Origin of the sequence: Pseudomonas sp. NFACC37-1 (assembly GCF_900101575.1) — a bacterium.
GTDB lineage: Bacteria > Pseudomonadota > Gammaproteobacteria > Pseudomonadales > Pseudomonadaceae > Aquipseudomonas > Aquipseudomonas fluorescens_AA.
In genome coordinates, this window is the sequence record NZ_FMUZ01000013.1 from 71625 (window position 1) to 95408 (window position 23784).

General features: G+C 61.3%; 19 protein-coding genes and 1 tRNA gene. 6 read left to right on the top strand and 14 right to left on the bottom strand.

Annotated elements, in window-relative coordinates; genetic code table 11:
• Nucleotides 1-87 precede the first annotated feature (87 nt).
• The 5 genes from pqqB to BLP82_RS15690 form a co-directional block, all read right to left on the bottom strand.
• Nucleotides 88-999 carry a pyrroloquinoline quinone biosynthesis protein PqqB gene (gene pqqB, locus BLP82_RS15670; RefSeq protein WP_092169607.1) on the bottom strand — a complete coding sequence of 304 codons (912 nt, stop codon included), beginning with the start codon at nt 997-999 and terminating at the stop codon, nt 88-90.
• An 80-nt stretch (nt 1000-1079) separates the two neighbouring features.
• On the bottom strand, nt 1080-1154 hold the full coding sequence (gene pqqA / locus BLP82_RS15675; protein ID WP_003177660.1) for a pyrroloquinoline quinone precursor peptide PqqA: 75 nt from the start codon (nt 1152-1154) through the stop codon (nt 1080-1082).
• Nucleotides 1155-1324: 170 nt separating this feature from the next.
• Nucleotides 1325-3757 carry a pyrroloquinoline quinone biosynthesis protein PqqF gene (gene pqqF, locus BLP82_RS15680; RefSeq protein WP_092169610.1) on the bottom strand — a complete coding sequence of 811 codons (2433 nt, stop codon included), beginning with the start codon at nt 3755-3757 and terminating at the stop codon, nt 1325-1327.
• A gap of 62 nt (nt 3758-3819) precedes the next feature.
• Nucleotides 3820-4614: a carbon-nitrogen hydrolase family protein gene (locus tag BLP82_RS15685; RefSeq protein WP_092169614.1), complete on the bottom strand. Its 795-nt coding sequence runs from the start codon at nt 4612-4614 to the stop codon at nt 3820-3822.
• 12 nt (nt 4615-4626) lie between these two features.
• Nucleotides 4627-6309: a flavin monoamine oxidase family protein gene (locus BLP82_RS15690; RefSeq protein ID WP_092169618.1), complete on the bottom strand. Its 1683-nt coding sequence runs from the start codon at nt 6307-6309 to the stop codon at nt 4627-4629.
• Nucleotides 6310-6667: 358 nt separating this feature from the next.
• On the opposite strand from BLP82_RS15690, the gene BLP82_RS15695 reads away from it, so the two are divergent.
• Both BLP82_RS15695 and BLP82_RS15700 read left to right on the top strand, forming a co-directional pair.
• Nucleotides 6668-7033, top strand: a complete 366-nt coding sequence (locus tag BLP82_RS15695) for a type II toxin-antitoxin system RelE/ParE family toxin (RefSeq protein WP_092169623.1) — start codon at nt 6668-6670, stop codon at nt 7031-7033.
• Nucleotides 7026-7340 carry an XRE family transcriptional regulator gene (locus BLP82_RS15700; protein WP_025215812.1) on the top strand — a complete coding sequence of 105 codons (315 nt, stop codon included), beginning with the start codon at nt 7026-7028 and terminating at the stop codon, nt 7338-7340. The genes BLP82_RS15695 and BLP82_RS15700 overlap by 8 nt, the downstream gene beginning before the upstream one ends.
• A gap of 116 nt (nt 7341-7456) precedes the next feature.
• Here BLP82_RS15700 and BLP82_RS15705 read toward each other — a convergent pair whose 3' ends face one another.
• Nucleotides 7457-7918: an Lrp/AsnC family transcriptional regulator gene (locus BLP82_RS15705; RefSeq protein ID WP_092169790.1), complete on the bottom strand. Its 462-nt coding sequence runs from the start codon at nt 7916-7918 to the stop codon at nt 7457-7459.
• A gap of 35 nt (nt 7919-7953) precedes the next feature.
• Entirely contained in the window at nt 7954-10293 is a 2340-nt protein-coding gene (locus BLP82_RS15710; RefSeq protein ID WP_256576620.1) for a hypothetical protein, read from the bottom strand.
• A gap of 370 nt (nt 10294-10663) precedes the next feature.
• Between BLP82_RS15710 and BLP82_RS15715 the strand changes: the two genes are divergently transcribed.
• A complete protein-coding gene (locus BLP82_RS15715) occupies nt 10664-10915 on the top strand; it encodes a helix-turn-helix transcriptional regulator (protein ID WP_170842323.1) in 252 nt (83 codons plus the stop codon).
• Between the two features lie 183 nt (nt 10916-11098).
• Here BLP82_RS15715 and BLP82_RS15720 read toward each other — a convergent pair.
• The 5 genes from BLP82_RS15720 to rpsU all read right to left on the bottom strand — a co-directional run bounded on the left by BLP82_RS15720 (nt 11099) and on the right by rpsU (nt 19627).
• Nucleotides 11099-11175 (bottom strand) — tRNA-Ile (locus BLP82_RS15720).
• Between the two features lie 15 nt (nt 11176-11190).
• Nucleotides 11191-14934 (bottom strand): bifunctional diguanylate cyclase/phosphodiesterase, encoded by a 3744-nt coding sequence (locus BLP82_RS15725; protein ID WP_092169632.1) that lies wholly within the window; start codon nt 14932-14934, stop codon nt 11191-11193.
• Nucleotides 14935-15059: 125 nt separating this feature from the next.
• The gene (gene rpoD, locus BLP82_RS15730) at nt 15060-16907 is read right to left on the bottom strand and encodes an RNA polymerase sigma factor RpoD (RefSeq protein ID WP_092169636.1); all 1848 of its coding nucleotides are present in this window, start codon (nt 16905-16907) and stop codon (nt 15060-15062) included.
• A gap of 67 nt (nt 16908-16974) precedes the next feature.
• Nucleotides 16975-18933 carry a DNA primase gene (gene dnaG / locus BLP82_RS15735; RefSeq protein ID WP_092169641.1) on the bottom strand — a complete coding sequence of 653 codons (1959 nt, stop codon included), beginning with the start codon at nt 18931-18933 and terminating at the stop codon, nt 16975-16977.
• A gap of 478 nt (nt 18934-19411) precedes the next feature.
• On the bottom strand, nt 19412-19627 hold the full coding sequence (rpsU, locus tag BLP82_RS15740) for a 30S ribosomal protein S21 (RefSeq protein ID WP_002551877.1): 216 nt from the start codon (nt 19625-19627) through the stop codon (nt 19412-19414).
• A 199-nt stretch (nt 19628-19826) separates the two neighbouring features.
• On the opposite strand from rpsU, the gene tsaD reads away from it, so the two are divergent.
• Nucleotides 19827-20852 (top strand): tRNA (adenosine(37)-N6)-threonylcarbamoyltransferase complex transferase subunit TsaD, encoded by a 1026-nt coding sequence (tsaD, locus tag BLP82_RS15745; protein ID WP_092169646.1) that lies wholly within the window; start codon nt 19827-19829, stop codon nt 20850-20852.
• Between the two features lie 8 nt (nt 20853-20860).
• On the opposite strand, the gene plsY is transcribed toward tsaD, so the two are convergent.
• Nucleotides 20861-21430 carry a glycerol-3-phosphate 1-O-acyltransferase PlsY gene (plsY, locus tag BLP82_RS15750; protein WP_092169652.1) on the bottom strand — a complete coding sequence of 190 codons (570 nt, stop codon included), beginning with the start codon at nt 21428-21430 and terminating at the stop codon, nt 20861-20863.
• A gap of 74 nt (nt 21431-21504) precedes the next feature.
• Between plsY and folB the strand changes: the two genes are divergently transcribed.
• Entirely contained in the window at nt 21505-21858 is a 354-nt protein-coding gene (gene folB / locus BLP82_RS15755; protein WP_039590767.1) for a dihydroneopterin aldolase, read from the top strand.
• A complete protein-coding gene (gene folK / locus BLP82_RS15760) occupies nt 21849-22367 on the top strand; it encodes a 2-amino-4-hydroxy-6-hydroxymethyldihydropteridine diphosphokinase (RefSeq protein ID WP_092169657.1) in 519 nt (172 codons plus the stop codon). The genes folB and folK overlap by 10 nt, the downstream gene beginning before the upstream one ends.
• A 150-nt stretch (nt 22368-22517) precedes the next feature.
• Here folK and BLP82_RS15765 read toward each other — a convergent pair whose 3' ends face one another.
• Nucleotides 22518-23744: a multifunctional CCA addition/repair protein gene (locus BLP82_RS15765; RefSeq protein WP_092169660.1), complete on the bottom strand. Its 1227-nt coding sequence runs from the start codon at nt 23742-23744 to the stop codon at nt 22518-22520.
• Nucleotides 23745-23784 lie beyond the last annotated feature (40 nt).

Genomic DNA, 23784 nt, shown 5'->3' on the forward strand with positions numbered 1-23784 from the left:
AGCCTCTGTGGGAGCGGGCTTGCTCGCGAAGGCGTCCTATCAGCCAGCACAAGCGTTGACTGTCGTCCCACATTGGTACCGACCTTCCTACAACTCAATACTCATTCCGTCGTAGGCTACTTCAATCTTTCGGCGTACAAGCTCGGCCCGCTCGGGCGAGTCTTCGTCCAGGATCGGGTTGGTGTTGTTGATATGGATAAGGACCTTGCGCTGTTCGGGCAGTTGCTCCAGCACTTCCAGCATGCCGCCGGGGCCGTTCTGGGCCAGGTGGCCCATTTCCCGGCCGGTGCGGTTGCCTACGCCACGGCGCTGCATTTCATCGTCGTCCCACATCGTGCCGTCCACCAGCAAGCAATCGCTGCCGGCCATGATCGCCAACAACGACTCGTCGACCTTGCCCAGGCCCGGGGCATAGAACAGCTTGCCGCCCGTGCGCAGGTCTTCGACGATCAGCCCGATGTTGTCGCCTGGGTGTGGGTCGAAGCGATGGGGTGAATAGGGCGGTGCGGCGCTACGCAGGGGCAGCGGGGTGAAGCGCAGGTTCGGGCAGGCGGCGATGGTGAAGCTCTGGTCGAGTTCGATGCGATTCCAGCTCAGCCCGCCGTTCCAGTGGGTCAGCATGTTGAACAGTGGAAAGCCCGTGCTCAGGTCTTCATGGACCATGTCGGTGCACCAGACCTGGTGCGGGCACCCTTCGCGCAGGCTGAGCAGGCCGGTGGTGTGGTCGATCTGGCTGTCCATCAGGATGATCGCGCCAATGCCGGTGTCGCGCAGGGCCCTGCCCGGCTGCATCGGGGCGAAGCCCTGGAGCTGGGCGCGAATGTCCGGGGAGGCGTTGCACAGCACCCAGTTCACGCCATCATCGGACAGGGCGATGGACGACTGGGTCCGCGCCTGGGCCCGCAGGCTGCCGTTGCGAAAACCTGCGCAATTGGCGCAGTTGCAGTTCCACTGGGGGAAGCCGCCACCGGCGGCGGAACCTAGAATCTGGACGAACATGGCTGCTCCATCTGCAAACCGAAATAAAAACGCCTCGGCTGGCCGAGGCGTAGTGCTGCGTGCTTAACAGCCTGCAGCAATCAGCGGCTGGCGAAGTACATGGTGACTTCGAAACCGATACGCAGGTCGATATATGCGGGTTTGGACCAGGACATGGGAATACTCCTTTGGTGGGTGGGCTTTGGTTCGATGGAACGGTGGAGACTTATACATATAGTCCACCTCCGTTCGGAGATGTTCAGATGCTTAGGCGCCTATGTTACTAAATCTGACAAATTCGTTCGCCGCGATTCTCGAAGAAAGCTCATTACAGCGGTTGCAATGATCACTGCGCCGCTTGCCAGTGTTCTGACGGGCAAGCGCCGTTGCTCAGGCAACACCATCCCCCTTGCGCATCGAGCAAACCCTGGACGGCAGCCTCGAGCTGGGCGCGATCCAGGCACAGGATGGCAGCGGGCAGTTGCTCAAGATAATCCGACGGGCGGCCGGCCAGCTTGCCCTGCCAGAGCAGTTCGGCGGCTTGGGCGAAGGGCAGGGCACTGCTCTGGAGTTGGGCGGCGAGAGCCTGCTGCTGCCGGGTCAGGGACGCATCATCCAACTGCTGGATCAGCGCCGGTAACCCGGCCAGGAATTGCTCGAGGTGGGCGATCAGTTCTGCCGCCGAGAGGCTGGGCGATTGGACGCCGAACAACACCCCGGTTTGCCCATCGACCTGCTTCAAGCCGCTGAACACCGCATAACCCACCTGCAACTCGACGCGCAGGCGCTGGTAGAACGGCGTCTGGCACAGCTGCGCCAGCCACCGCCAGGCAGCTTCGTCGGCGAGCGCCGAGGTGGCGGTCGGGCAAAACAGCAACACGGCCGATTCTTCACCGTGGGTCTGGAACCCATGCCAGACGCGTTGCCCACGCGACGCCGACGCCAGGCTGACGTCCTCGCCGGCAACGCCCGGCACACGGGCCAGCGCCGGGCCAAGCGCCCCTTGGGTGGCGGCCGACAGACCGATGGACAGCCCATCCCAGCGGGCCGTTGTCCACACGTCTTGATCGCTGTCGGGCATTGGCAACGTTGATGATTGCCGGCAATGATCCGGCAGCGCCTTCAACAGCTGTCGAATCGGCATCGACGGCGTTTCGTCACCGGCCTGGGCCATCGGCAGTGGTTGGGCAAGCTTCGCCAGAACGTGTTCGAGCACCAACGGCAGCGGTGCCTGCAAGCCGACCAGTTTGAGCAGCCATTGATGAGCGGACGGTTCGAAACTGACCTCCACGCCAGCCTGCCGAGCCTCTTCGCGGACATCCTGCAGGTGTCGGTCGAGTCTGGATTGAAAGTCGAGCGGTGCCTGGGCCGCCAGTTGCCAGCGCAGGTACACCGCGCCTTCGCGACCCTTGTCTGGCAGCGCCTGGCTGAACTGCATGGGCGAGCGTTCCCGACGGCCCCGGGAGCGATCCTGGGCGAAGGTTCGCAAGCCGCGGTGGGCACTGGTCTGGCCGCGGATCAGGCCGGCACGAGGCGCTTCGCTTGGTGTTTGCAGGAACGGATTGGGCGTGGGCAGTTGCCAGGGTTCCACGACGGTATCGGCGGGGTGCAGTTGCCTGAGGATTTCCCTGAGTCTCACGAGGTCGTTTGCCAGCAGCGGCGTGTCACGTCCTTCGCAGTCCCTGCGGGCCAACTGCAAGGCCGATCCTGTTTCCTGCCGTCGTTGCAACAGCGCGGTGAACTCCTGGCGCAACGGCGCCCAATCGTCCTGGGCGGCAAAGAATCCCAACCAGTCGTGCAGCAACGGCTGGATTTGCGCCGCTGCCTGAGCGTTGCCGTGCTTGAACTCGATGTGCAGCAGCCCTTGTCCGGCAAACTCATACAACGCAGTGGCCTTGAGGCTGTCAGCCAGGCCGCGCTGACGCAACGTGGCGAGCAGGCCGCCCGGTTTGCTGGAGTTCAGCCACGTACAGAGAAAGTCCAAGGCTTGGGGGGAGGCGGCGGGCAACGCTTCGAAGGCGAACAACAGGTCGAGACAACCTTCTTGGGCCTGTTGATAATGCGTCTGGGACGATGCCATCAGTTTTGGCGGCGACGATCCAGCGACCGCTTCACCGGCCGATACATGGCTGCCGAACCGTTGTGCCAGCGCTTTCAAGGCGTCGAAGCTTTGTGGGCCGACCAAGCTCAACGTCATCTGGCCGCTCTGGTAAAAACGGCGATAGAAGTCGTGCAATGCGGTTTGGAATTCGGCGTGTTCCACGGCGAGGCTGTCGCGATTGCCGGCGTGAAAACCCCGTAGTGGATGGGACGCTGACACGCCGTCATACAAGGCAAGCTGCCGTTGGGCAGCCGCATCCTGGGACCAGGCGATGAACTCCGCGTGCAGCACTTCCCGTTCCCCTAACTGATCAGCTTCGTTCAGGCGTGGTTGGGCGAGCATGTCCCACAGCCGTTCCAGCCCGTCGGCGAAGGTTGCGGGAGGGAGTTCGAAGAAAAAATCCGTGGTGCGCTCACTGGTGCGCGCATTGACCTGACCGCCGTGCCGCTGCACGTAGGCCATCAGATTCTCCTCGGCGGGGAACCGTTTGGTACCGAGGAAGAACAGATGTTCGAGCAAGTGTGCCATGCCCGGCCAGGCCAGGGGGGCGTCATGGCTGCCAGCGGCGACGCGCAGTACCGCGGCGCTGCGCTTGAGACCCGGGACATGACGCAATGTCACCCGCAAGCCGTTGGCCAGGGTTTCAGTGTGGGGGCGGAGGGAATCGGGGACCGGCATGGGCGCTTCCAGGACAAGGATGCGCCCATGCTAGCGGATCAGGGCCCTTTCTCAATCCTCAATCAGTGTTTGTGCAGGTCGTCGTAAAGCTCGGGGCGGCGATCGTGCAGGTAGTTGTAGGCCGCGCGGGAGTCGTCCAGCAGTTGTCGATCCAGTTCACCGACGATCAAGGCCTCGTCCAGCCCCGCCAGCGCCGGGCGACTGCCATTCGGTGCGGCGATGCTGCTTTGGCCACAATACTGCAATTCAGCTTCATGGCCGCAGTAATTGGCATACGCGACGAAACACTGGTTCTCGATGGCCCGGGCGCGCACGGTGACGTCGGCGATGAATTCGTAGGGTTGCATGTTGGCGGTCGGCACCAGGATCAGTTCGGCGCCGGCCAGGGCCAGGCGCCGGGCGTTTTCCGGGAATTCCAGGTCGTAGCAGATCAGCAGGCCGAGCTTCCAGCCGTTGAGCTCGACGATGGGCAGCGCTGAGTCGCCGGCGCTGAACATGGCGTGATCAAGGTCGCCGAACAGGTGACTCTTGCGGTAGTTGGCCAGGCGCTCGCCCTGGGCGTCGATCAGTTGCGCCGCGTTGTAGATCTGCCCGTCTTCGCCACGTTCCGGGTAGCCATAGACAATCGCCAGATTGGCGGCCTTGGCGATGCGGCCGATCTGCTGCGCCCATTCGCCGTTGTAGACCTCGGCCAACACATTCACCGCATCGACGCCGATGTTGTAGCCGGTCATGAACATCTCCGGCAGCACCAGCACATCGGCGCCCCTGGCTTCCAGCGCCACCTGGTGCAGGCGGTGCAGGTTGCCGGCCGGATCCAGTGGCAGCGGTGGGCATTGGTAGAGGGCTACGCGCATCGAAAACTCCTTTTATTCAGGCAGGGCGATCGGACCGATCTCGTGGAACACATCCCCTGGACCCGGGTTCTCGGCGTGAGTTTCACCGCCGAAGTGCTTCATGATGCCCCACACGGCATTGAGTGAGGTCTGTACCGCGCCTTCAACCCAGGCGGGTGTCCATGAGACGTCATCGCCGGCGATAAAGATCCCGCGTTGTTCGGCCGGCATGTCGTCCTGCATGAAATGCGCGTACATGCGCTGGTTGTAGCGATAGTGGCCAGGCAGGGCGCCCTTGAAGGCACCGAGGAAGTGCGGGTCGGCTTCCCATGACACGGTGATCGGATCGCCGATGATCCGTGCGGCGATGTCCACCTTGGGGTAGATCTTCTTCAGGGCATCGAGGGCCAGCTTCACGCGTTTTTCCACCGGATGCGGGAGCATTTTCAGCGCATCGCTCATCCAGGAATACGACAGGCAAATCACCCCTGGCTTGTCATCGCCGTTGTCGAACAGGTAGGTGCCACGGGTCAGGCGGTCGGTCAGGGTCATGCTCATCAGGTCGCGCCCGGTTTCCGGATCCTTGTCCTTCCAGAACGGTCGGTCGACCATCACGAAGGTCTTCGACGATTGCATGTAGCGGGTGCGGTCCAGGGCCATCCACATTTTTTGCGAGAACAGCGCTTCTTCACATTCGATCTGGGTGGTCAGCAACCAGCTCTGGCAAGTGACCAGCACGGCGGCGTACTCGCGGGTGTTTTCCCAGACGTCCGTCACGCTGAACCGGCCATCGGCCGCGCGAGCGATGCGCTTCACACCGCTGCGTGGGGCGCCCAGGTGCAGCGCATTCAGGCTGGTACCTTCCGGCCAGTGCGCACAGCGTTCGGGTACGTGATTCCAGATGCCGTGGGGCACCTGCTCGACGCCGCCGACCACCAGGTGCTGGTGGTCGTCGCAGTTGGTCATCACGACGCGGAAGATTTCCAGCATCGAATTGGGGAAGTCCGAATCCCAGCCGCCCGTGCCGAAACCGACCTGGCCGAACACTTCGCGGTGCTGGAACGAGAGCTTGGCGAACGCCTTGGAGGTGGCGACGAAGTCGTAGAAGGTGCGGTCGTCCCACAGCGGCACCAAGGTGTTCCACAATTCCTTGAGGCGTGGCACGTCGCGGTCGCGGATCGCCTGCTGGATGTCGCCGAAGCGCGAGCCATCCTCCAGCGCATCGGCCCAGGCGTCGGCGACTTCCTGGAACAGTGCGGGAAGGTCCGCCAGTTTCTGTGCGTAATAGGTCTGGCCTTCCAGGTCGATGACCGTGCTGCCGGACGCCGGGGTCAGCGGGTTGGGAAAGGGTTTGGTTTCCAGGCCCAGTTTGTCGACGTAATGGTAGAACGCGGTGGATGACACCGGAAAACGCATGCCGCCCAGTTCGGCGATCACCCCTTCGGCGCCGTTGAACGCCTGTGAGCGCAGGCGCCCGCCCATTTTTGACGCCTCGTAGACCACGGGCTTGAGCCCCAGCTTCATCAGCTCGTACGCCGCCACCAGGCCGGCGATCCCGGCACCGATAATCGCCACTTCCGTACCGTGGTTGTGGGCGGGAATACTGCCCAGGCCCGCCGGGTGCTCGATCCAGTCGTCAAAGGCGAAAGGAAAGTCCGGCCCGAAAATGGTGATGGGCTTCTTACCGTCTGCTGGGTGGCGATTGTTCTTGTTCATGGCGGACCTTGATGGGCGACTCGACGCGGTGTTCGCGTCTGAGTATAGGAAAGATGCCAGCCATTCTAGGGAGGGTAGAACACGTTAATAAGACACAATATGTCGTCGTTTTGAGTGGTTTTAAGTCATTTTGACGTGATTGAAAGGCGTAGTGACGAAATGCATTCCTGTGGGAGCGAGCTTGCTCGCGATAGCGTCGGTTCAGTCAGCACTTTCATGGACTGACAGACCGCTATCGCGGGCAAGCTCCCACAGAAACTCGCCTTAACAATTGCTTGGGCGATCAACAGGAGCAGATACCCGCCCAAACTCCTATGATTATTCCCTTGAGGTTATATAGCCTGGGTGGCATATTTGAATGAAATGGGACGTTGAATATACCGACGAATTTGAGATGTGGTGGGACCGTCTCTGTGAGTCAGAGCAAGACTCTGTACAGGCCTCGGTAATGCTGCTCGGCGACACGGGGCCGTATCTGGGCTTTCCTCACACCAGTGATATCAAGGGTTCGCGTCATGGCAACCTTCGTGAGTTACGAGTGCAACACGCAGGTAGGCCTTATCGTGTGCTCTATGCGTTTGATCCCCGCCGCTGCGCCATCCTGCTGATCGGGGGAGACAAAACCGGCCAGGGCCGTTGGTATCAGGAATATGTGCCTTTGGCCGAACGCCTCTATGACGAGCATTTGGAAGTATTGAAGAGAGAGGGCTTTGACAATGGCTAAGAAATTTTCCGACTTGATGGCGCGTCGGTCGCCTGACTCCCAGGCTCGTGCACAGGCTTTGTACCAGACGTTGCGTGCAGAAATGCCGTTGCACGAGTTGCGCCAGGCGCAGGAGTTGAGCCAGGAGGCCTTGGCCAAGGCACTGCATATCAACCAGGCGGCAGTCTCGAAAATGGAGCGCCGGACGGATATGTACATCAGCACGTTGCGAAATTACATCCGGGCCATGGGGGGGGAATTGGAGATTATCGCGACCTTTCCAGAGGGGCAGGTCAGGATCGAAAATTTCTCCCATCCAACACCGTAACTGGCGATATTCCCTGTGGGAGGGCTCGCGATAGCGTCGGTTCAGTCAGCACTTTCATGGACTGACAGACCGCTATCGCGAGCAAGCTCGCTCCCACAGGTTAAGTCATGTAGGGGCTAGACCGGTTGGCCCCGATCGATCTTGCTGCTGAGGATGATCGAGGTGGTGGTCTTCTCCACACCGTCCACGCTGCCGATCTGGTCCAGCAACTGGTCCAGTTGTTCCGGCGAATCGGTGCGCAGCCAGGCGACGTAGTCGAACTCACCGCTGACCGCGCACAATTGCTGGACCTGGGCCATGGCGCTCAAGCGTCGTAGCACATCCTTGCCGGAGCGCGGTTGGACCTTGATGCCCACGTAAGCCTGCAAACCACCATCAATCATCCGTTGGCCCAGTCGCACGCCATATCCGGTAATCACCTTGGTCTTTTCCAGGCGCGCCAGGCGCGAGGTTACGGTCGTCCGGGCGATGCCCAACTGCCGGGCCAGCATGGCGACGCTTTCCCGGGCATTGATTTGCAGGGCCGCGATCAGTTGGCGGTCGATTTCGTCGAGGACGGGAGGGCGGGTGTCAGGCAAGGTGGGCTCCGGCGTGGGCATCGGTGACGAGCATGTTACAGGCTCTCGCGTTCGAAATAGCCAATGGCGGGTAAGGCCAGCGCTCGCCAGGCGGGGGCCAGGTGTACTTGCGAAGACCTTAGCCAGAAACCGTCCTGGCACACCAGCTGTTCAGCGGGCGCTTGCAGCAAAAGGGTCAGAGGCAATGACTGTACCGAACCTGGGTCGTCATTGTCCTCAGCTTCCCAATCGCGCTCAAAACAGCGCACGCGCACTTGATCGTCGTCGAAACCTTCAAATAGGGGGCGGTGACCCAGCCACTGCGGGTGCACTCGCAACGTGTGCGCCTGGACATCCAGCAGCAGCAATTGCCAGCCTCGATAGCTGCCACACAACTCGGTCACGTCGGTAGCCATACAGGTCAGGGCCAGATAGCGACCATCCGCCGACCAGATCATCGAGGGGGCCAGGTCGGTCAACGCGCAGCCTGATGCTGTCAGCAGGTGGCCGCCAAGCCGAGGCGTCCGCGCCCGCATCCAACTGTCGGCATATTCCGTCTCGCTGCCGAACAACCAGGCGGCATCCTGTTGGTTGGGGGCGGGCAGGATGAAGTCTCCTTCGGCGTTGGCGACTTGCGGGCGATCCACCAGACGCCAAGGTGTAACGCTGTGCAGGTGTGAATCGCTCACCTGCAGCTCCACGGTGTTGTAGAACAGCCGTGATCGCTCGTCGGGCTGAAAGAACGAAGAGTCGCTATCGCTCTGCGGCGCGGGGATGTTGAAGCGTTGCAACGCGCTGCTGTCCAGGTCTTGATCGAGACGGCCGGCCACCACCGCCAGGCTCAGCCGGCCGGCGCGGAAATCGAGCAGGCGGGCGACCCACATCGCGGGGCCCGGCAGCAGCTGTCGCTCCTTCAGATCGGCAACCACCCCGTGGGTCGCGACCGTCGTGGCCCCGTCGAAGGGCAACAGGGCCAGGTAACGCCCGCAATCGGAGACCCGATGATCCAACAACCAGCGGCCAGGCAATTGCCAGTCGCCGATCTGACAGCGATAACCGCCCAGACCGTCGGGATTATCGCCAAGCCAGGTCAACCGTGCGCGCACCCCGTCCTGCATCGGCTGCGTTTCGATGAATGAATCGCCGCGCTGGCCTTGGCTGTCCAGCGGCATCACGATGGTCATGCGGGTCAACGCAAATTCGCCCTCCTGCGCGCGACCTTGGGCATCGTGACCGACCTGGGTCTCGGTATCGCCGTGGATGCTGTCCAAGCGGTAGCCATAACGCCCGGAGCCCGGTCGCGGATAGTCAAGATACGAGCCGATCTGCACATGGCTTGCGTCGAGACCCAGCAACTCGTGCCAATAGAACGACGGTTCTGCTTCGCTCTTCACCCAGGGCGAGGGCAGGGCGCGCCAGCCCTGGTCGAGCTGCCACAACCAATACTGGTCGCCGTCTGCATGAGGGGTTTGTTCCTGGGCCAGACACACCAGGGCGCGTTGATCGCTGCTCCATACCAACGGCGTATCGGCCGCCATCAGCAGGCCGGCCGGTTGCCCGTTGACGCTGATGGTATAGCGCGGTGAAACCAGCGGTTCCAGCGGCTGGGCCAGGTCGCGAAACGTCGCGGGCAAGGCAATGTCGCCCCGCAGGCAGTGCTGGCCGTCCGCAGAGCGCCGCTCGAAGGTATGTTGAACCTGCTCGGGATGCCAATCGGAGTCCAGCCACAGGTCGGCGAAGGGGACCAAGTGGGTAACAGTGGCCGTCTGGAACAGCTCATCCAGTCGGATTTCGCGAACGCTGTCGTCCACCAGTGGGCTATGGCGCCCGCTCAACACGCCGAGATCAAAAGCATCCAACTCCCAGAGTTCGCTGTCGGCACAGCGGTACACCTGGCGCTGTTGACGGTCGAGGATGACCAGCCCCCAGTTCTGCCGGGACGGTACGGTCGCCGCGAAATAGCGCCCGTCGCGGGAGAACATGGACGAAGAGCCAAGGCCTTGCAGGAGTACACCGTCGGGGAACAGATAGTCGCAATAAGTGGGGCCGCCCATGGCGATTTCACTGTGGTTGAACACCCGGATCGGTTCGCCTTCAGGCGTCAGTTGTGGCTTGCTTCCACCCCAGGCACTGGCGCCTTTGCCGGAAGCGGGCGCCAAACCCAGACGCCGCTCCCAGGCACTGACACACGCCAGCCCGCCGCCGATGCTAGCGATGGCCGCCAGGATGCCCCACCACTCAGGCAAGGCCCGGCCCACGCTGAAACCCAGGCCGAACACGGCGCCGACGATCAACCTGCCACAGACTCGCCCGGCCGATAGAAAACCGAATCGTGCGGCAAGCCCCATCAGCAGGCCGAAGAACAACACCGCCAACAAAGCCAATGGAGGCGGCAATATCGTGACGAAAAAAGCTGGCACCAGCAGGATGCCGAGTTGCCAGAACAGTTCAAGAAACAGTCGGGAGAGGCTGGGGCTGGCGATGATGGGGATCTCGCTTGAGGGGGTTGAACGGCTTGGACGTGGGGTCTTCGCCCGTCGTTAATTCCCCAGAGTATTACTTCCAGGTGAGTCGAGGAACAAGGAAAGGGAGCGGCCAGTGGCCAAAGTTGCTATCGCGGTCAAACAACGGCGAGCTTTTGAAGACGATTCGGGACGGATGTTCCGGTGAAAGGTGAGCACGTTGACTTCGAGGGCATATCTGCTTTGATTTTTTTTGAGGTTAGGTATACGTTACATTTAATCTTTTTTGTCTTGTATACATAACATGGATTATTCCCTCATCGTCGTGCGTCTGGGCGAGCAGGTTCGCAAGCGCCGCCTCAATCGCGGCCTGACCCAGGCCAATCTCGCTACCTTGGCAGGCGTTACTCGGCAGAAGGTCATTGCCATCGAAAAGGGTGACCCGTCAGTTGGGATGCTTGCCTATGCACGAGTCCTGGGGGCCCTGGATTGTGAGTTCGCCGTGGTACCGGCTGCGATGCCTACGCTTGAGGAAATCCAGGGAGTGTTCGACTGATGACGACCAGTTGCAAGCACTGGAACAAGTGCTGGCCCGCTTGACTGAACTTTGTGAACAGGCACCGAATGTGGTCGCAGCCATCAGGCAGTGTGCAGAGCCGTTTATGAAGACCTTCGCCTAGGGCGCAAGAGTCAACAGGCTCGAGAACGCAAAAGCCGCGCAATGCGCGGCTTTTTTGTATGGTGGGCCCACACGGACTCGAACCGTGGACCAAAGGATTATGAGTCCTCTGCTCTAACCAACTGAGCTATAGGCCCTCAGTAGGTCGCGGATTATAGCGACGGTTTCTCGGCTGTGCTATCCGAAAAATCCGATACGCTCACATGAAGAAACGTTGCGGCGAACTCGTCGGCGCACAGGGGCAGGCTGACGATGTAGCCCTGGATCTGTTCGCAACCTTCTTCGGCCAGGAATTGCTGCTGGGCCAGGGTTTCGACGCCCTCGGCGATGATGCTGAATTGCATGCTGCGGCCCAGGGCGATGATTGCCCGTACGATGGCCACATCGTGCGGGTCGTCGGGCAGGCCGCGGACGAAGGACTGGTCGATTTTGAGGATATCCAGTGGCAGGCGCTTGAGGTAGCTCAGGGAGGAATAGCCCGTGCCGAAGTCGTCGATGGCCAGTTGCACGCCGAGGTTCTTCAACTGGTGCAGCACCGTCAGGGCCTCTTCGGCCTGGCTCATGATGAAGTTTTCGGTAATTTCCAGTTGCAATAAGCCGGGCTGGAGCTGGTGTTCGCGCAGCAGTTGTTCGATGCGCCCCAGCAGGTTGGGCTGGCGCAGTTGGGCGCCGGCCAGGTTGACTGACAGGGGGCCGAGGCTTTCGTAGGTGCTGTTCCATTCGCACAGTTGCCGGCAGGCGTGCTCCAGTACCCAGTCGCCAATCTGCAGGATCATGCCGTTTTCTTCGGCCAACGGGATGAAGTGTTCGGGGGGAACGTCGCCAAATGTCGGGTGATACCAGCGGATCAGCGCCTCGGCCCCCACCAGGCGATTGTCGGCGAGGCTGATTTTCGGCTGGAAGGACAGTGACAGCTCGTTGCGTTCAATCGCTCGCCGCAGCTCGTGTTCCAGGGCCACGCGCTCGCTGGCCTGGGCGGTGAGGTCGCGGGTGTAGCTTTCCACCCGGTTACGCCCCTTGGCCTTGGAGCGGTACATCGCCGCGTCGGCATTCTTGACCAGCGTGGCGACGTCGCAGCCATCCTGGGGGTAGAGGCTGGTGCCGATGCTGGCGCTGATGAAGAACTCATGCTCGCCAGCCTGGAACGGTGCGGTAAAGCAGTTCAACAGCTTCTGGGCGATGTGCTCGGCATCGCTGGGCTGTTGCAGGCCCGGCAGCAGGATAATGAACTCGTCGCCGCCCAGGCGCGCCACGGTGTCGATGTCGCGCAGCTGCTCGCGCAAGCGCACGGCAATGCCCTTGAGCAGCAGGTCGCCGACCGGGTGCCCGAGGCTGTCATTGATGTGCTTGAAACGGTCCAGATCCAGGAACAGCACGGCACCCTGGCCGCCGTTTTCCTGCTGGCCGTTGAGAGCGGCCAGCAATCGGCTTTCGAACAGCGTGCGATTGGGCAGGCCCGTCAGCGGGTCGTGGTGGGCCTGGTAATCGAGTCGGGCCTGGGCGTGCTTGAGACTGGAGATATCGGCGAAGACCGCGACGAAATGGGTGATCTGCCGGTCGCGATTGCGCACCGCGCTGATGGTCAGCCAGCTGGGATACAGTTCGCCGTTCTTGCGCCGGTTGGAGATCTCTCCCTGCCAGTGTCCCTCGGCCGTCAACTGGTGCCACATCGCCGCGTAAAACGCGCTGTCATGCAGGCCGGAAGCCAACAACCGAGGCGTATGGCCCAAGGCTTCGGTTTCGCTGTAGCCGGTGATCTCGGTGAAGGCCCGGTTCACGGCGCTGATGTGCTGTTGCGTATCGGTGATCAGCACGCCTTCGGCAGTGCTCTCGAAAACAGTGGCGGCTTGTTGCAGTTTTTCCTGCATCAGGTGGCGTTCGGTGATATCCCGGGCGATGGTCAGCATGCAGTCTTCATTGCCGATGGGCAGTGGGCGGCTGGACACTTCGCAGAGCCGTATCTGCCCGTCGTTGCGACGGATGTGGCAGCTGAAATCCCTGACGAAGCCGTCCCGTTTCAGCAGGTCGAGCATCTGCTTGCGTTCGTTGAGATTGACCCAGATGCCCAGGTCCAGAGTGGAGCGGTCTACCGACAGGGCGCTGTTGAAACCGGTAATGCGGCTGAACCCTTCGTTGACTTCAATCAGCAAACCGTCGCTTTGCCGTGACAGCAGCAGGCCATCGGGCGAGGCGTGGAACGCTTTGGCGAACTTCTCTTCGGATGTCTGCAATTGCTGCTGGGTTTCCTTGAGCTGGCTGATGTCGCGCACCACCACGACCAGGGCAGGCGTCGTGTCGAGGTCGAAGGGTTCGGCGGAGATCAGTCCGGTGAATACCTGGCCGTTGCTACGGCGAAAGGGCATTTCCAGGTTGCGAATGCTGCCGGCCTGCAAGCGCAGCAACAGGCCCGGCCCGACGCCTTGGATGCCCCAGATATTCAGCTCGGTTGCGTTGCGCCCGATCACTTCTGCGGCACTCAGGCCGATCTGCTCTTCGAAGGCTTTGTTGACCTCCAGCAGGCAGCCGTCCAACAGTCGTGCAATCACCAGGATGTCCGGGCACTGGCGGAACACCGAGGCAAATTTCTGCTCCGAAAGACGCAGTGCTTCCTCGGTGCGCTTGGCTTCGCTGATATCGATCATCAATCCGCGCATCAGCGGCTCGTGCCCGTGTTCGATCAGGCTGACAATGTCGCGCACCCATAGGCAGCGGCCATCGGCGGTGATAACCCGGTAGTCGATGCAGTGATCGCGACCCGCCAGCACTTCATGGTCGCAATAGGTCTGGGCGCGGATCAGGTCGGCCGGATGAATGATGTTGCGCCAGAAGCCTGGGATCAGCCAATGGGAGAGGGGATAACCCAACAGGTCTTCGGCGTGAGGCGAAACGTAGCTGTAAGTGAAATCGCTGACCCTTGCCTCCCAGGCAATGGCCGACAGGCTCTCCACCAGCCCACGGTAATGGTATTCGCTGCTGCGCAGCTCCTGCTCCAGCTCGACGCGGCGAGCGATTTCCGAGCTGAGCCGGCGATTGATGCGAATCACCACCGCCAGTATGCCAACCAGAAGCAGCAACGCAGGCAGGCCGTAAAACAGTAAGTCTGACCAGAGGTGGCGATAGTCGTGCACATTGCCGATCCACTTCTGCTGGATCTCGGCGACTTCGGCCGGGTTCATGTCTGCCAGGACTTTGTCCAGGATGCCCACCAATACCTTGTTGTCTCGAGGGACGGCCATTGCCAGTTGATAGCGATAAGGCGTTTCCCCACTGACATAAAGGCCTTCGAGCTTGAGTTGGCGCAGGTTCCAGACACTGGAAGCCAGATCGCCCACCACCGCGTCCACTTCATCGGTTGCCAGTGCTTGCAAAGCTGAGCTGACGTTGGGCAGCGCCACCAGGTTCAGGTCGGGATGATGGTTGCGCAGCAATTCATGAGGCGCGTAGTTCTCCACCACCGCGATTTTCAGTCCATAGAGCTCCTTGAGGTTCTGGGGCTGGGCGCCACCGCGATGGGCCAGGATGACAATGGGGAAATCCAGGTAGGGACGGGTAAATGCCAGGTAATTCTGGCGCTCCGGAGTGGACATGATGCCAGGCAACAGGTCGATCTTGCCTTGTCCGACCTGCTCCAGTACGGCAGTCCAGCTGGCCGGCTCGACGGGCGTGAGCCTGACGGCCAACCGTTCACGGATGATCTCGATGTAGTCGGCGGCCAGGCCCTGATAGCGGCCTTGATCGTCGCGAAACTCAAACGGCGGCCAGGAGGCGTCAACACCCAGGCGCAGATCGGGGTGGTCCTTGAGCCAGCGGAGCTCCTCATCGGTGAGCGTCAACGCGCCAGCTGTTGCGGTCCAGGTGATCAATGACAGCAAAAGCGCGGCCGTCAGTCTGGGCATCACTGTCTCGTCATGGCTTGGGGAGGATGTTTCGAGTGTAGACGGGCAACAGGGGGTGAGGAGCGCAACGAAGGGGATTTTATCTGCACATGACAAAACCCCCGGCAGGGCCGGGGGTTTTGAGGTCACTCGTCGAGGAAGGAGCGCAGATGCTCGCTTCGCGTCGGGTGGCGCAGTTTGCGCAACGCCTTGGCTTCGATCTGGCGAATCCGCTCACGGGTTACATCGAACTGCTTACCGACTTCCTCAAGGGTGTGGTCGGTATTCATGTCGATGCCGAAGCGCATGCGCAGTACCTTGGCTTCACGGGCAGTGAGGCCGGAGAGTACTTCGCGAGTCGCTTCCTTGAGACTCTCGACCGTAGCGACATCGATCGGAGACTGCATGGTGGAGTCTTCGATGAAGTCCCCCAGATGGGAGTCTTCGTCATCGCCGATCGGGGTTTCCATGGAGATCGGCTCTTTGGCGATCTTCAATACCTTGCGGATCTTGTCCTCAGGCATTTCCATGCGTTCGCCCAGCTCTTCCGGCGTCGGTTCGCGACCCATTTCCTGCAGCATCTGCCGGGAAATGCGGTTGAGCTTGTTGATCGTCTCGATCATGTGCACCGGGATACGGATGGTGCGGGCCTGGTCGGCGATCGAGCGAGTGATCGCCTGACGGATCCACCAGGTGGCATAAGTCGAGAACTTGTAGCCGCGACGGTATTCGAACTTGTCCACCGCCTTCATCAGGCCGATGTTGCCTTCCTGGATCAGGTCGAGGAATTGCAGGCCGCGGTTGGTGTACTTCTTGGCGATGGAGATCACCAGACGCAAGTTCGCTTCGACCATCTCTTTCTTCGCGCGACGGGCCTTGGCCTCGCCGATCGACATGCGACGGTTGATGTCCTTGATCTCGGCGATGCTCAGGCCGGTCTCGGCCTCCAGCGCACTGAGCTTCTGCTGGCAACGAATGATGTCTGGCTGCAGGCGGGCAATGGCTTCAGCGTATTTGCTCTTGCCCTTGGCCAGTGCATCGGTCCAGCTTTCGTCGACTTCGTTGCCCGGGAACTGGCGCAGGAAATCAGCACGTGGCATGCGGGCGTCACGCACGCAAAGCTGCATGATCGCGCGCTCTTGCTGACGCAAGCGATCCAGGGCGCTGCGAACACGCTCGACCAGGCCTTCGAATTGCTTCGGCACCAGTTTGATCGGCATGAACAACTCGGCCAGCGCCAACAGCTCGGCAATCGCCTGCTTGTTGTTGCGGCCGTGCTTCTTCAGCGCCTTGCGGGTGATTTCCATCTGGTCGGCCACGGCGCCGAAACGCTGTGCGGCGATGACCGGATCCGGACCGCTTTCGGCTTCTTCCTCGTCGTCGCTCGCTTCGGCGTCGTCGTCATCGGTGTCGTCGTCGGCCTTGACGGCTTTCGCATCGATCGGCGGCGGCACTTCGGCGGCAGGCGGCGCAATGCCGTCGTCCGGGTCGATATAGCCGCTCAGGACGTCGGACAGGCGGCCACCTTCGGTGGTGACGCGGGTGTACTCGGAGAGAATATGGTCAATCGTGCCAGGGAAGTGCGCGATTGCGCCCATCACTTCACGGATGCCTTCTTCAATACGCTTGGCGATTTCGATTTCGCCTTCACGTGTGAGGAGCTCTACCGTACCCATTTCACGCATGTACATGCGCACGGGGTCCGTGGTGCGACCAATGTCGGTCTCGACCGCTGCCAACGCTGCGGCCGCTTCTTCAGCGGCCGCCTCGTCGGTATCGGCGTCGGCCAGCATAAGGGCATCCTTATCTGGAGCAACCTCGAATACGTTGATCCCCATGTCGTTGATCATGCGGATGATGTCTTCCACCTGTTCCGGATCTGAAATATCCTCCGGCAGGTGGTCGTTGACCTCCGCGTAAGTCAGGTAGCCCTGCTCACGACCCAATAGGATCAACTCTTTGATACGAGACTGCTGTTGCGCTTTTCCGGACATAACACCCTATCCACTGAAGGTCTTGGCGGGCAAAAAACAAGCCGAGGATTATACCTGAGCTGTGACCTCACGCGCCAGTTGAGGTCGGGTTTGATGCGCAAACATTGCGGCTGAGTAAGTCGCGCAATTGGTTTTTCTCTTCGCTGGTCAACTCGCTCTGGCGAGCTTTTCGCAGAAGTTGTTCCAGGTTTCGCTCGCGTTGGCGGGCGGACAAGCTAGTAATGGTGTCGAAAAACTGTTGTTCAAGGTTATCTCCATCAATCAGCCATTCCTTCTCGGCCAAGGCCTTCAAGAGGCGTCCCTGCTCGGTACCGTGCCACCGTGCGATCAACTGGAAAGAGTTTAGCTTGGGGTTCTTCTGCACGGCTTCAAGGAGAGCGACCAGCAATTGCGTATTGCTGTGATCCTCGGCGGCGAAGTGCCCAGCGTCTTCTACTTTTTCCGCCAGTTGCGGGTGATGCAGCAGGGTGCGCAAAGCGGCCAGTGTTGGGGGTTCGACGGCGGCCGGCACGCGCGGGGCACGTGGCTGGTCGCGATCACCGCGCTTGCCGTTCTTGTCCCAGGGTTTCTTGTCCCATTTCTTGCCGCCGCTGCCGGGTTTTTTCGGCGTCCATTCCTGCTGGGGGGCGTAATCCTGCTGGGGTTGATGATAGTCGGCGAAATCCGGCATCGCGTCGTAGTCGATGCCCGGGTCATACGCCGGCGGCGCCTCCTGGGGGGCGCTGTGCACCAGTTGATTGACCGCTTCGCTGTTGAGACCGGTGATCTCGGTCAGGCGCTGGCGCATGAGCGTGCGCAGATTGGCGCCGGGCACCTTGTCGATCAGCGGTGCCGCGAGGGTGGCCATGTGGGCCTTGCCTTCGAGGGAGCGTGGATCGGCTTCTTCGGTCAATTGCTGGAAAAAATAGTCGGCCAACGGTTGTGCGTGCTGGTTGATCCGCGCACGGAACGCGTCGGTGCCTTCGGAGCGCACCAGGGTGTCCGGGTCCTCGCCCTCGGGCAGGAACAGGAAACGTGCCCGCCGGCCGTCCTGCAGGCACGGCAAGGTAGCCTCCAGTGCGCGCCAGGCGGCGTTGCGACCGGCCTGGTCGCCGTCGAAGCAGAACAGCACGTTGGGCACGACGCGAAACAGGCGCTTCATGTGCTCTTCGCTGGTGGCTGTGCCCAGGGTCGCGACGGCGTTGCGCAGGCCTTGCTGGGCCAGGGCTATCACGTCCATGTAACCCTCGACGACGATGATTTCGTCGAGGTTGCGGTTGTTCTTGCGCGCTTCGTACAGGCCGTAGAGTTCCTGGCCCTTATGGAACACAGGGGTTTCCGGGGAGTTCAGGTACTTCGGCTTGTCATCGCCCAGCACCCGGCCGCCAAAGGCGATGATCCGCCCGCGTGTGTCGCGGATCGGAAACATGACCCTGTCGCGAAAGCGGTCGTAGCGCTTGCCGGTTTCGGCGTTTTCGATCAGCAGGCCGGCGTCGATCATGGCGCGCTGCTGCAGCGTGTCGCTGCTTAGATGCTTGTACAGGTTGTCCCAGCCGGGCGGGGCGAAGCCGAGGCCAAAATCCCGGGCGATTTCGCCAGTCAGGCCGCGGCCCTTGAGATAGTCCACCGCAGCCTTGCGCGCTGGATGGCTCTTGAGGGCCTGGCGATAGAAGTCGGCCGCCGCTGTCAGCAGTGGGTAGAGCGGTGAGTCGGTCGGCTGGCGCGGCTTGTGCGGTCGACCGCTTTCCTCGCGGGGAATTTCCATGCCGGCGGCTTTGGCCAGTTCTTCGACGGCCTGGGGGAAGTCCAGGTTGTCGTGGTCCATGATGAAGCCGAGGGCATTGCCGCCCGCGCCGCAGCCGAAGCAATAATAGAACTGCTTGTCGGGGCTGACGCTGAAAGAGGGCGTTTTCTCTTTGTGAAACGGGCAGCAGGCCGTGTAGTTCTTGCCTGCTTTCTTCATTTGCACGCGAGAGCTGACCACGTCGACGATGTCGGTGCGGTTCAGGAGGTCGTCAATAAAGCTCTGGGGAATCAGCCCGGCCATGGCGTTCTCATCATCACTGCGCGAAATATGGACCCGAAATCGGCAGGCGTAACCGGGTCTGGGTTTGAGGCACGCTGAATCGGTGGCTCGACCGGGTCGTCTGCATCATCGCTGTCGGGAAGTGTATCTGCCGATAATCCACTGACGTTAATAACTATCAGTATTCGACTGTTTGAATGTGTTGCGCTGAGTCCGGTAACGGCCGGTCAGGCCTCGGATAGCTCATGAAGCGGGCACGCAGGCAGGTGCCTTGGGCTGATCGTCGTTAGAGGAATCAGGGTGTGCTCGTCGGTAGCCTTGGAAGGCTCGTCAGGAAAGACGTGCACCGCTGGCAAAAGAGCCAGGTCTGACGCGGTGAAGCGTTTGTCTTGGTCGCGTCTGCGGCTTTGACGGTGAAGCATCAAGCGTTATTCCGCAAATGCCATAAGCCCGGCTTGAAGGCCGGGCTTGGCAGAAGCTTGCTACGGACGTCTGTGTATTAGTACAGGCGTACGGCGCGGCGCTGTTCGCGCTGAACTTTCTTGGCGTGACGCTTAACAGCGGCTGCTGCCTTGCGCTTACGCTCAGAAGTCGGCTTCTCGTAGAATTCGCGGCTACGAACTTCAGCCAGAACACCGGCTTTTTCGCAGGAGCGCTTGAAACGACGCAGAGCTACGTCGAAGGGTTCGTTCTCTTTTACTTTGACGGCTGGCATCCAGAGCTACCTTCATTCATTACCGGGGTCAACATCCTCGCGGCAAAAGAGCACTTGAAGACGTCGGTTTTTAAGGGTTGCGGATGTTAACCCCTCAACGCTCGGAATGCAAAGCCTCTGATCGAAAACCGCTGGTCGGGGCACAACGCGGCGACTATTATGCGCGCCTTCGAATTCAGCCTCTACAAGGCGCAAACCCATGCTAGTACTGGGATTAGAAACCTCCTGCGACGAAACCGGTGTCGCACTTTACGACAGTGAGCGCGGCCTGCTGGCCGATGCGCTGTTCAGTCAGATCGACCTGCACCGCGCCTACGGCGGGGTTGTGCCCGAGCTTGCTTCCCGGGATCACGTCAAGCGCATGCTGCCCTTGATCCGCCAGGTCCTGGCCGATGCCGGCTGCGTGGCGACCGAGATCGACGGCATCGCCTACACCGCCGGCCCGGGCCTGGTGGGCGCGTTGCTGGTCGGCGCATCCTGTGCCCAGGCGCTGGCCTTTGCCTGGGGTATCCCGGCCCTGGGCGTGCATCACATGGAGGGCCACTTGCTGGCACCGATGCTGGAGGCGCAACCGCCACAATTCCCGTTCGTCGCTTTGTTGGTATCGGGCGGCCATACACAGCTCATCCGGGTCGATGGCATCGGCCAATACGAGTTGCTCGGCGAAACCCTCGACGATGCCGCCGGCGAAGCATTCGACAAGACGGCGAAAATGATGGGGCTCAATTATCCCGGTGGGCCGGAAATTTCCCGGCTTGCGACGCAAGGGGTCGATGGGCGTTTCGTGTTCCCGCGGCCGATGTGCGATCGCCCCGGCCTGGATTTCAGTTTCAGTGGGCTGAAGACTTTCGCCCTGAACACCTGGCAGCAGTGTGTAAGCGCCGGGGACGACAGTGAGCAAGCCCGTTGCGACATCTCGCTGGCGTTCCAGCAGGCCGTGGTGGAGACTTTGACCATCAAGTGCAAGCGTGCCCTGAAGCAGGCCGGGCTCAAGCGCCTGGTGATCGCCGGGGGCGTGAGTGCGAACAAGGCCTTGCGCACATCGCTGGAGAAAATGCTCGGTGACATGAAGGGCGACGTTTACTACGCCCGGCCGGAGTTCTGCACAGATAACGGCGCGATGATTGCCTTTGCCGGCTGCCAGCGTTTGCAGGCCGGTCAGCAGGAAAGCCTGGCAATCAGCGTACAGGCGCGGTGGCCCATGGAGCAGTTGGTCCCCCTGTGAAACGGCATTTAAAAATGCCGTTCGCGCCCGGCGAACAGGTCGCGTAGATTGCCCCGGTGGCGCCAGACGATCAGTGCAACCAGCACGGTCATTGGCAGCAAGGCCGCCGGCTCCTGCCAGGCCAGCAATGGCAGGGTCAGCGGCGTGGCGATCAGCGCGGCCAGGGAGCTGGTGCGGGTCAGGTAGAACGTCAGCAGCCAGGCACAGACAGCCAGCAGGGCGGCGGGCGGGTACAGGCCCAGCAGCATGCCGGCGGCGGTGGCGACACCCTTGCCGCCACGGAAGCGGAAGTACAGCGGGAACAAGTGGCCGATGACGGCGCAGACGCCGATCCAGGCCTGTTGCTGCAACGAGAGCCCTGCAAGGCTGGCGATCAATACCGGGACAAGGCCTTTGCAGAGGTCGCCCAGCAGGGTCAGGATAGCGAGTTTGCGTCCGGCCAGGCGCAGCATGTTGGTGGCGCCGGCATTGCCTGAGCCACTCATTCGCGGATCCGGGCGACCGGTCAGGCGGCTGAGCAAAATGGCGAAGGACAGCGAGCCGAGCAGGTAGGCGAGAATCGCCAGTAACCAATACATGCTAACTATTCCGGGCGAGGACGCCCTGATTCTAACGGGGCATCGCGCCCTTGTCGTGCTGCGGAGAAGAGTGCTTGGACAGAGTGTTTATCGAGGGCCTGGAAGTCGACACGGTAATCGGTGCCTACGACTGGGAGCGAGGTATCCGACAGTGCCTGCGGCTTGACCTGAGCTTCGCCTGGGACAACCGCCCGGCGGCCGCAGGCGATGACCTCACCCTGGCGCTCGACTATGCCAGCGTGTCGTCGCGTATCCAGGCGTTTGCCGAGCAAGCGCAGTTTCAGTTGGTCGAGACCTTCGCCGAACGGCTGGCCCAGGAGCTGATGGACGAGTTCAAGATCACCTGGCTGCGCTTGAAGGTGACCAAGCCTGGTGCCGTGCCGGCGGCCAGCGGCGTTGGCGTGGAGATCGAGCGCGGATGTCGCTGACTCAGGTTTTTCTCGGGCTCGGCAGCAATATCGAGCGCGAAACCCATTTGCGGGCTGGTCTTGAGGCCTTGGCCGGTTTCCTCATGGACATGCGCTGTTCGGCCGTGTTCGAGAGCCAGCCAGTGGGGATCAAGAGCGGGCCGTTCTTCAATTTTGTCGTCTCGGCCTTCACGGACTTGCCGCTGATGGAGTTGGATCGTCGCCTCAAGTTCATCGAGGCGGACAACGGTCGCTATGCGCCGGACCGCAAGGGGCTGCCACTGGATATCGACGTGTTGTTGTATGGCGAGCAGGTCGGCAACTTCGATGGGCTGATCCTGCCGCGTGCGGAAATCCTCAAGAACGCCTTTGTCCTGTGGCCTTTGTCGTTGATCGCGCCGGATCGGGTTCACCCGGGAGTGGGCAAGAGCTTTGCCACTTTGTGGGAAGAGTCGCAGATCGACCAGGTGCTGGCGCCAGTGGCCTTCGAGTGGCGCGGCCGGCCGCTTACGCCGTCCAGCCTGTTGTGAGGCGCCTGCCGCCATCGCGAGCAAGCTCGCTCCCACAGAGGATTTCAGTCGAACACAAGACATGTGTCCACTGAGAGTCACTGTGGGAGCGAGCTTGCTCGCGATGACGGCGGAGGATCCAGCAAAAACGCAAACTGACACGACCTCCCGTCAGCTCGCCGCCTCCTTGTAGCTTTTCAATGCCTTGAGGCGCTCACGCTTGATCGCCTCACCCAGCTCCGGCCCCTTGAAGCCTTTCTCCAGCAAAGGCTGCACCGCCACTGCGCGGGCCGCTGCCGCGGCGCCCCTCAGATAATCAGCCTGTGGATAACTTCGCTGCTCAAGCCCCTTGCGCCCCCGCGCATCCATCTCGCAGGCCGCAATGAATTCCTCGAAGCGCTGGGGTCGACGGTACACATCAAAACTTTGTAATAGCTCAAGCAGGGTGGATGCCTTCAGTTCAAGCGCGCGATGACCATGGGTATGGTACTGGCCCACCAATAACGCCAGTTCCTGACAGTCGCGCGGCGCCTTGAAGCGCTCGTTTACGATTTTGATCAGCTTCACGCCCGTGTGCTCATGGGCGATGTGTCGCGGCCATTCGCGCTGGGGCGTCAGGCCTTTACCCAGGTCATGGAGCAGGCAGGCCCAGCGGACCGTCAACGGCTGTTGATGCAGTGCCGCCTGTTCCAGCACGCTCAGGGTATGGACGCCGGTATCGATTTCCGGGTGATGGGCTTCAGGTTGTGGCACGCCGAACAGGGCGTCGACTTCGGGCAGCAAGACCTTGAGGGCTGTGCAGTCGCGCAAGACCTGGATAAATACCTGTGGTTGCTTTTCCATGAGGGCGCGGGAGATTTCTTTCCAGCTGCGCTCGGCCGTCAACGCCTCCAGTTCACCGGACTCGCTGAGCTGGCGCATCAGCTCAAGGGTTTCGCCCGCCACCTTGAAACCCAGCGGCGCATAACGCGCGGCAAAGCGGGCAACCCGCAGGACTCGGAGCGGATCTTCGGCGAAAGCGGGGGAAACGTGACGCAGCACCCGGGCTTCCAGATCGCGCTGGCCGTGGTAGGGGTCGGTCAGGTTGCCATGGTCATCTTCAGCCATGGCGTTGATGGTCAAGTCCCGGCGGACCAGGTCTTCCTCCAGAGTGACTTCAGGGCTGGCATGGAACACAAAGCCGCCATAGCCGCGACCGCTCTTGCGCTCGGTGCGGGCGAGGGCGTATTCCTCGCCGGTCTTCGGGTCGAGGAATACCGGAAAGTCGGCCCCCACGGGGCGAAAACCCTTGGCGAGCATTTCCTCGGCGGTGGCTCCCACGACGACCCGATCGACGTCGGTGTTGGGAATGCCCAGCAGGCGATCGCGTACGGCGCCGCCAACTTTATAGATCTGCATAAAAAACCTCCGTTGGTCCGACAGGATAACCTTTGCGTCG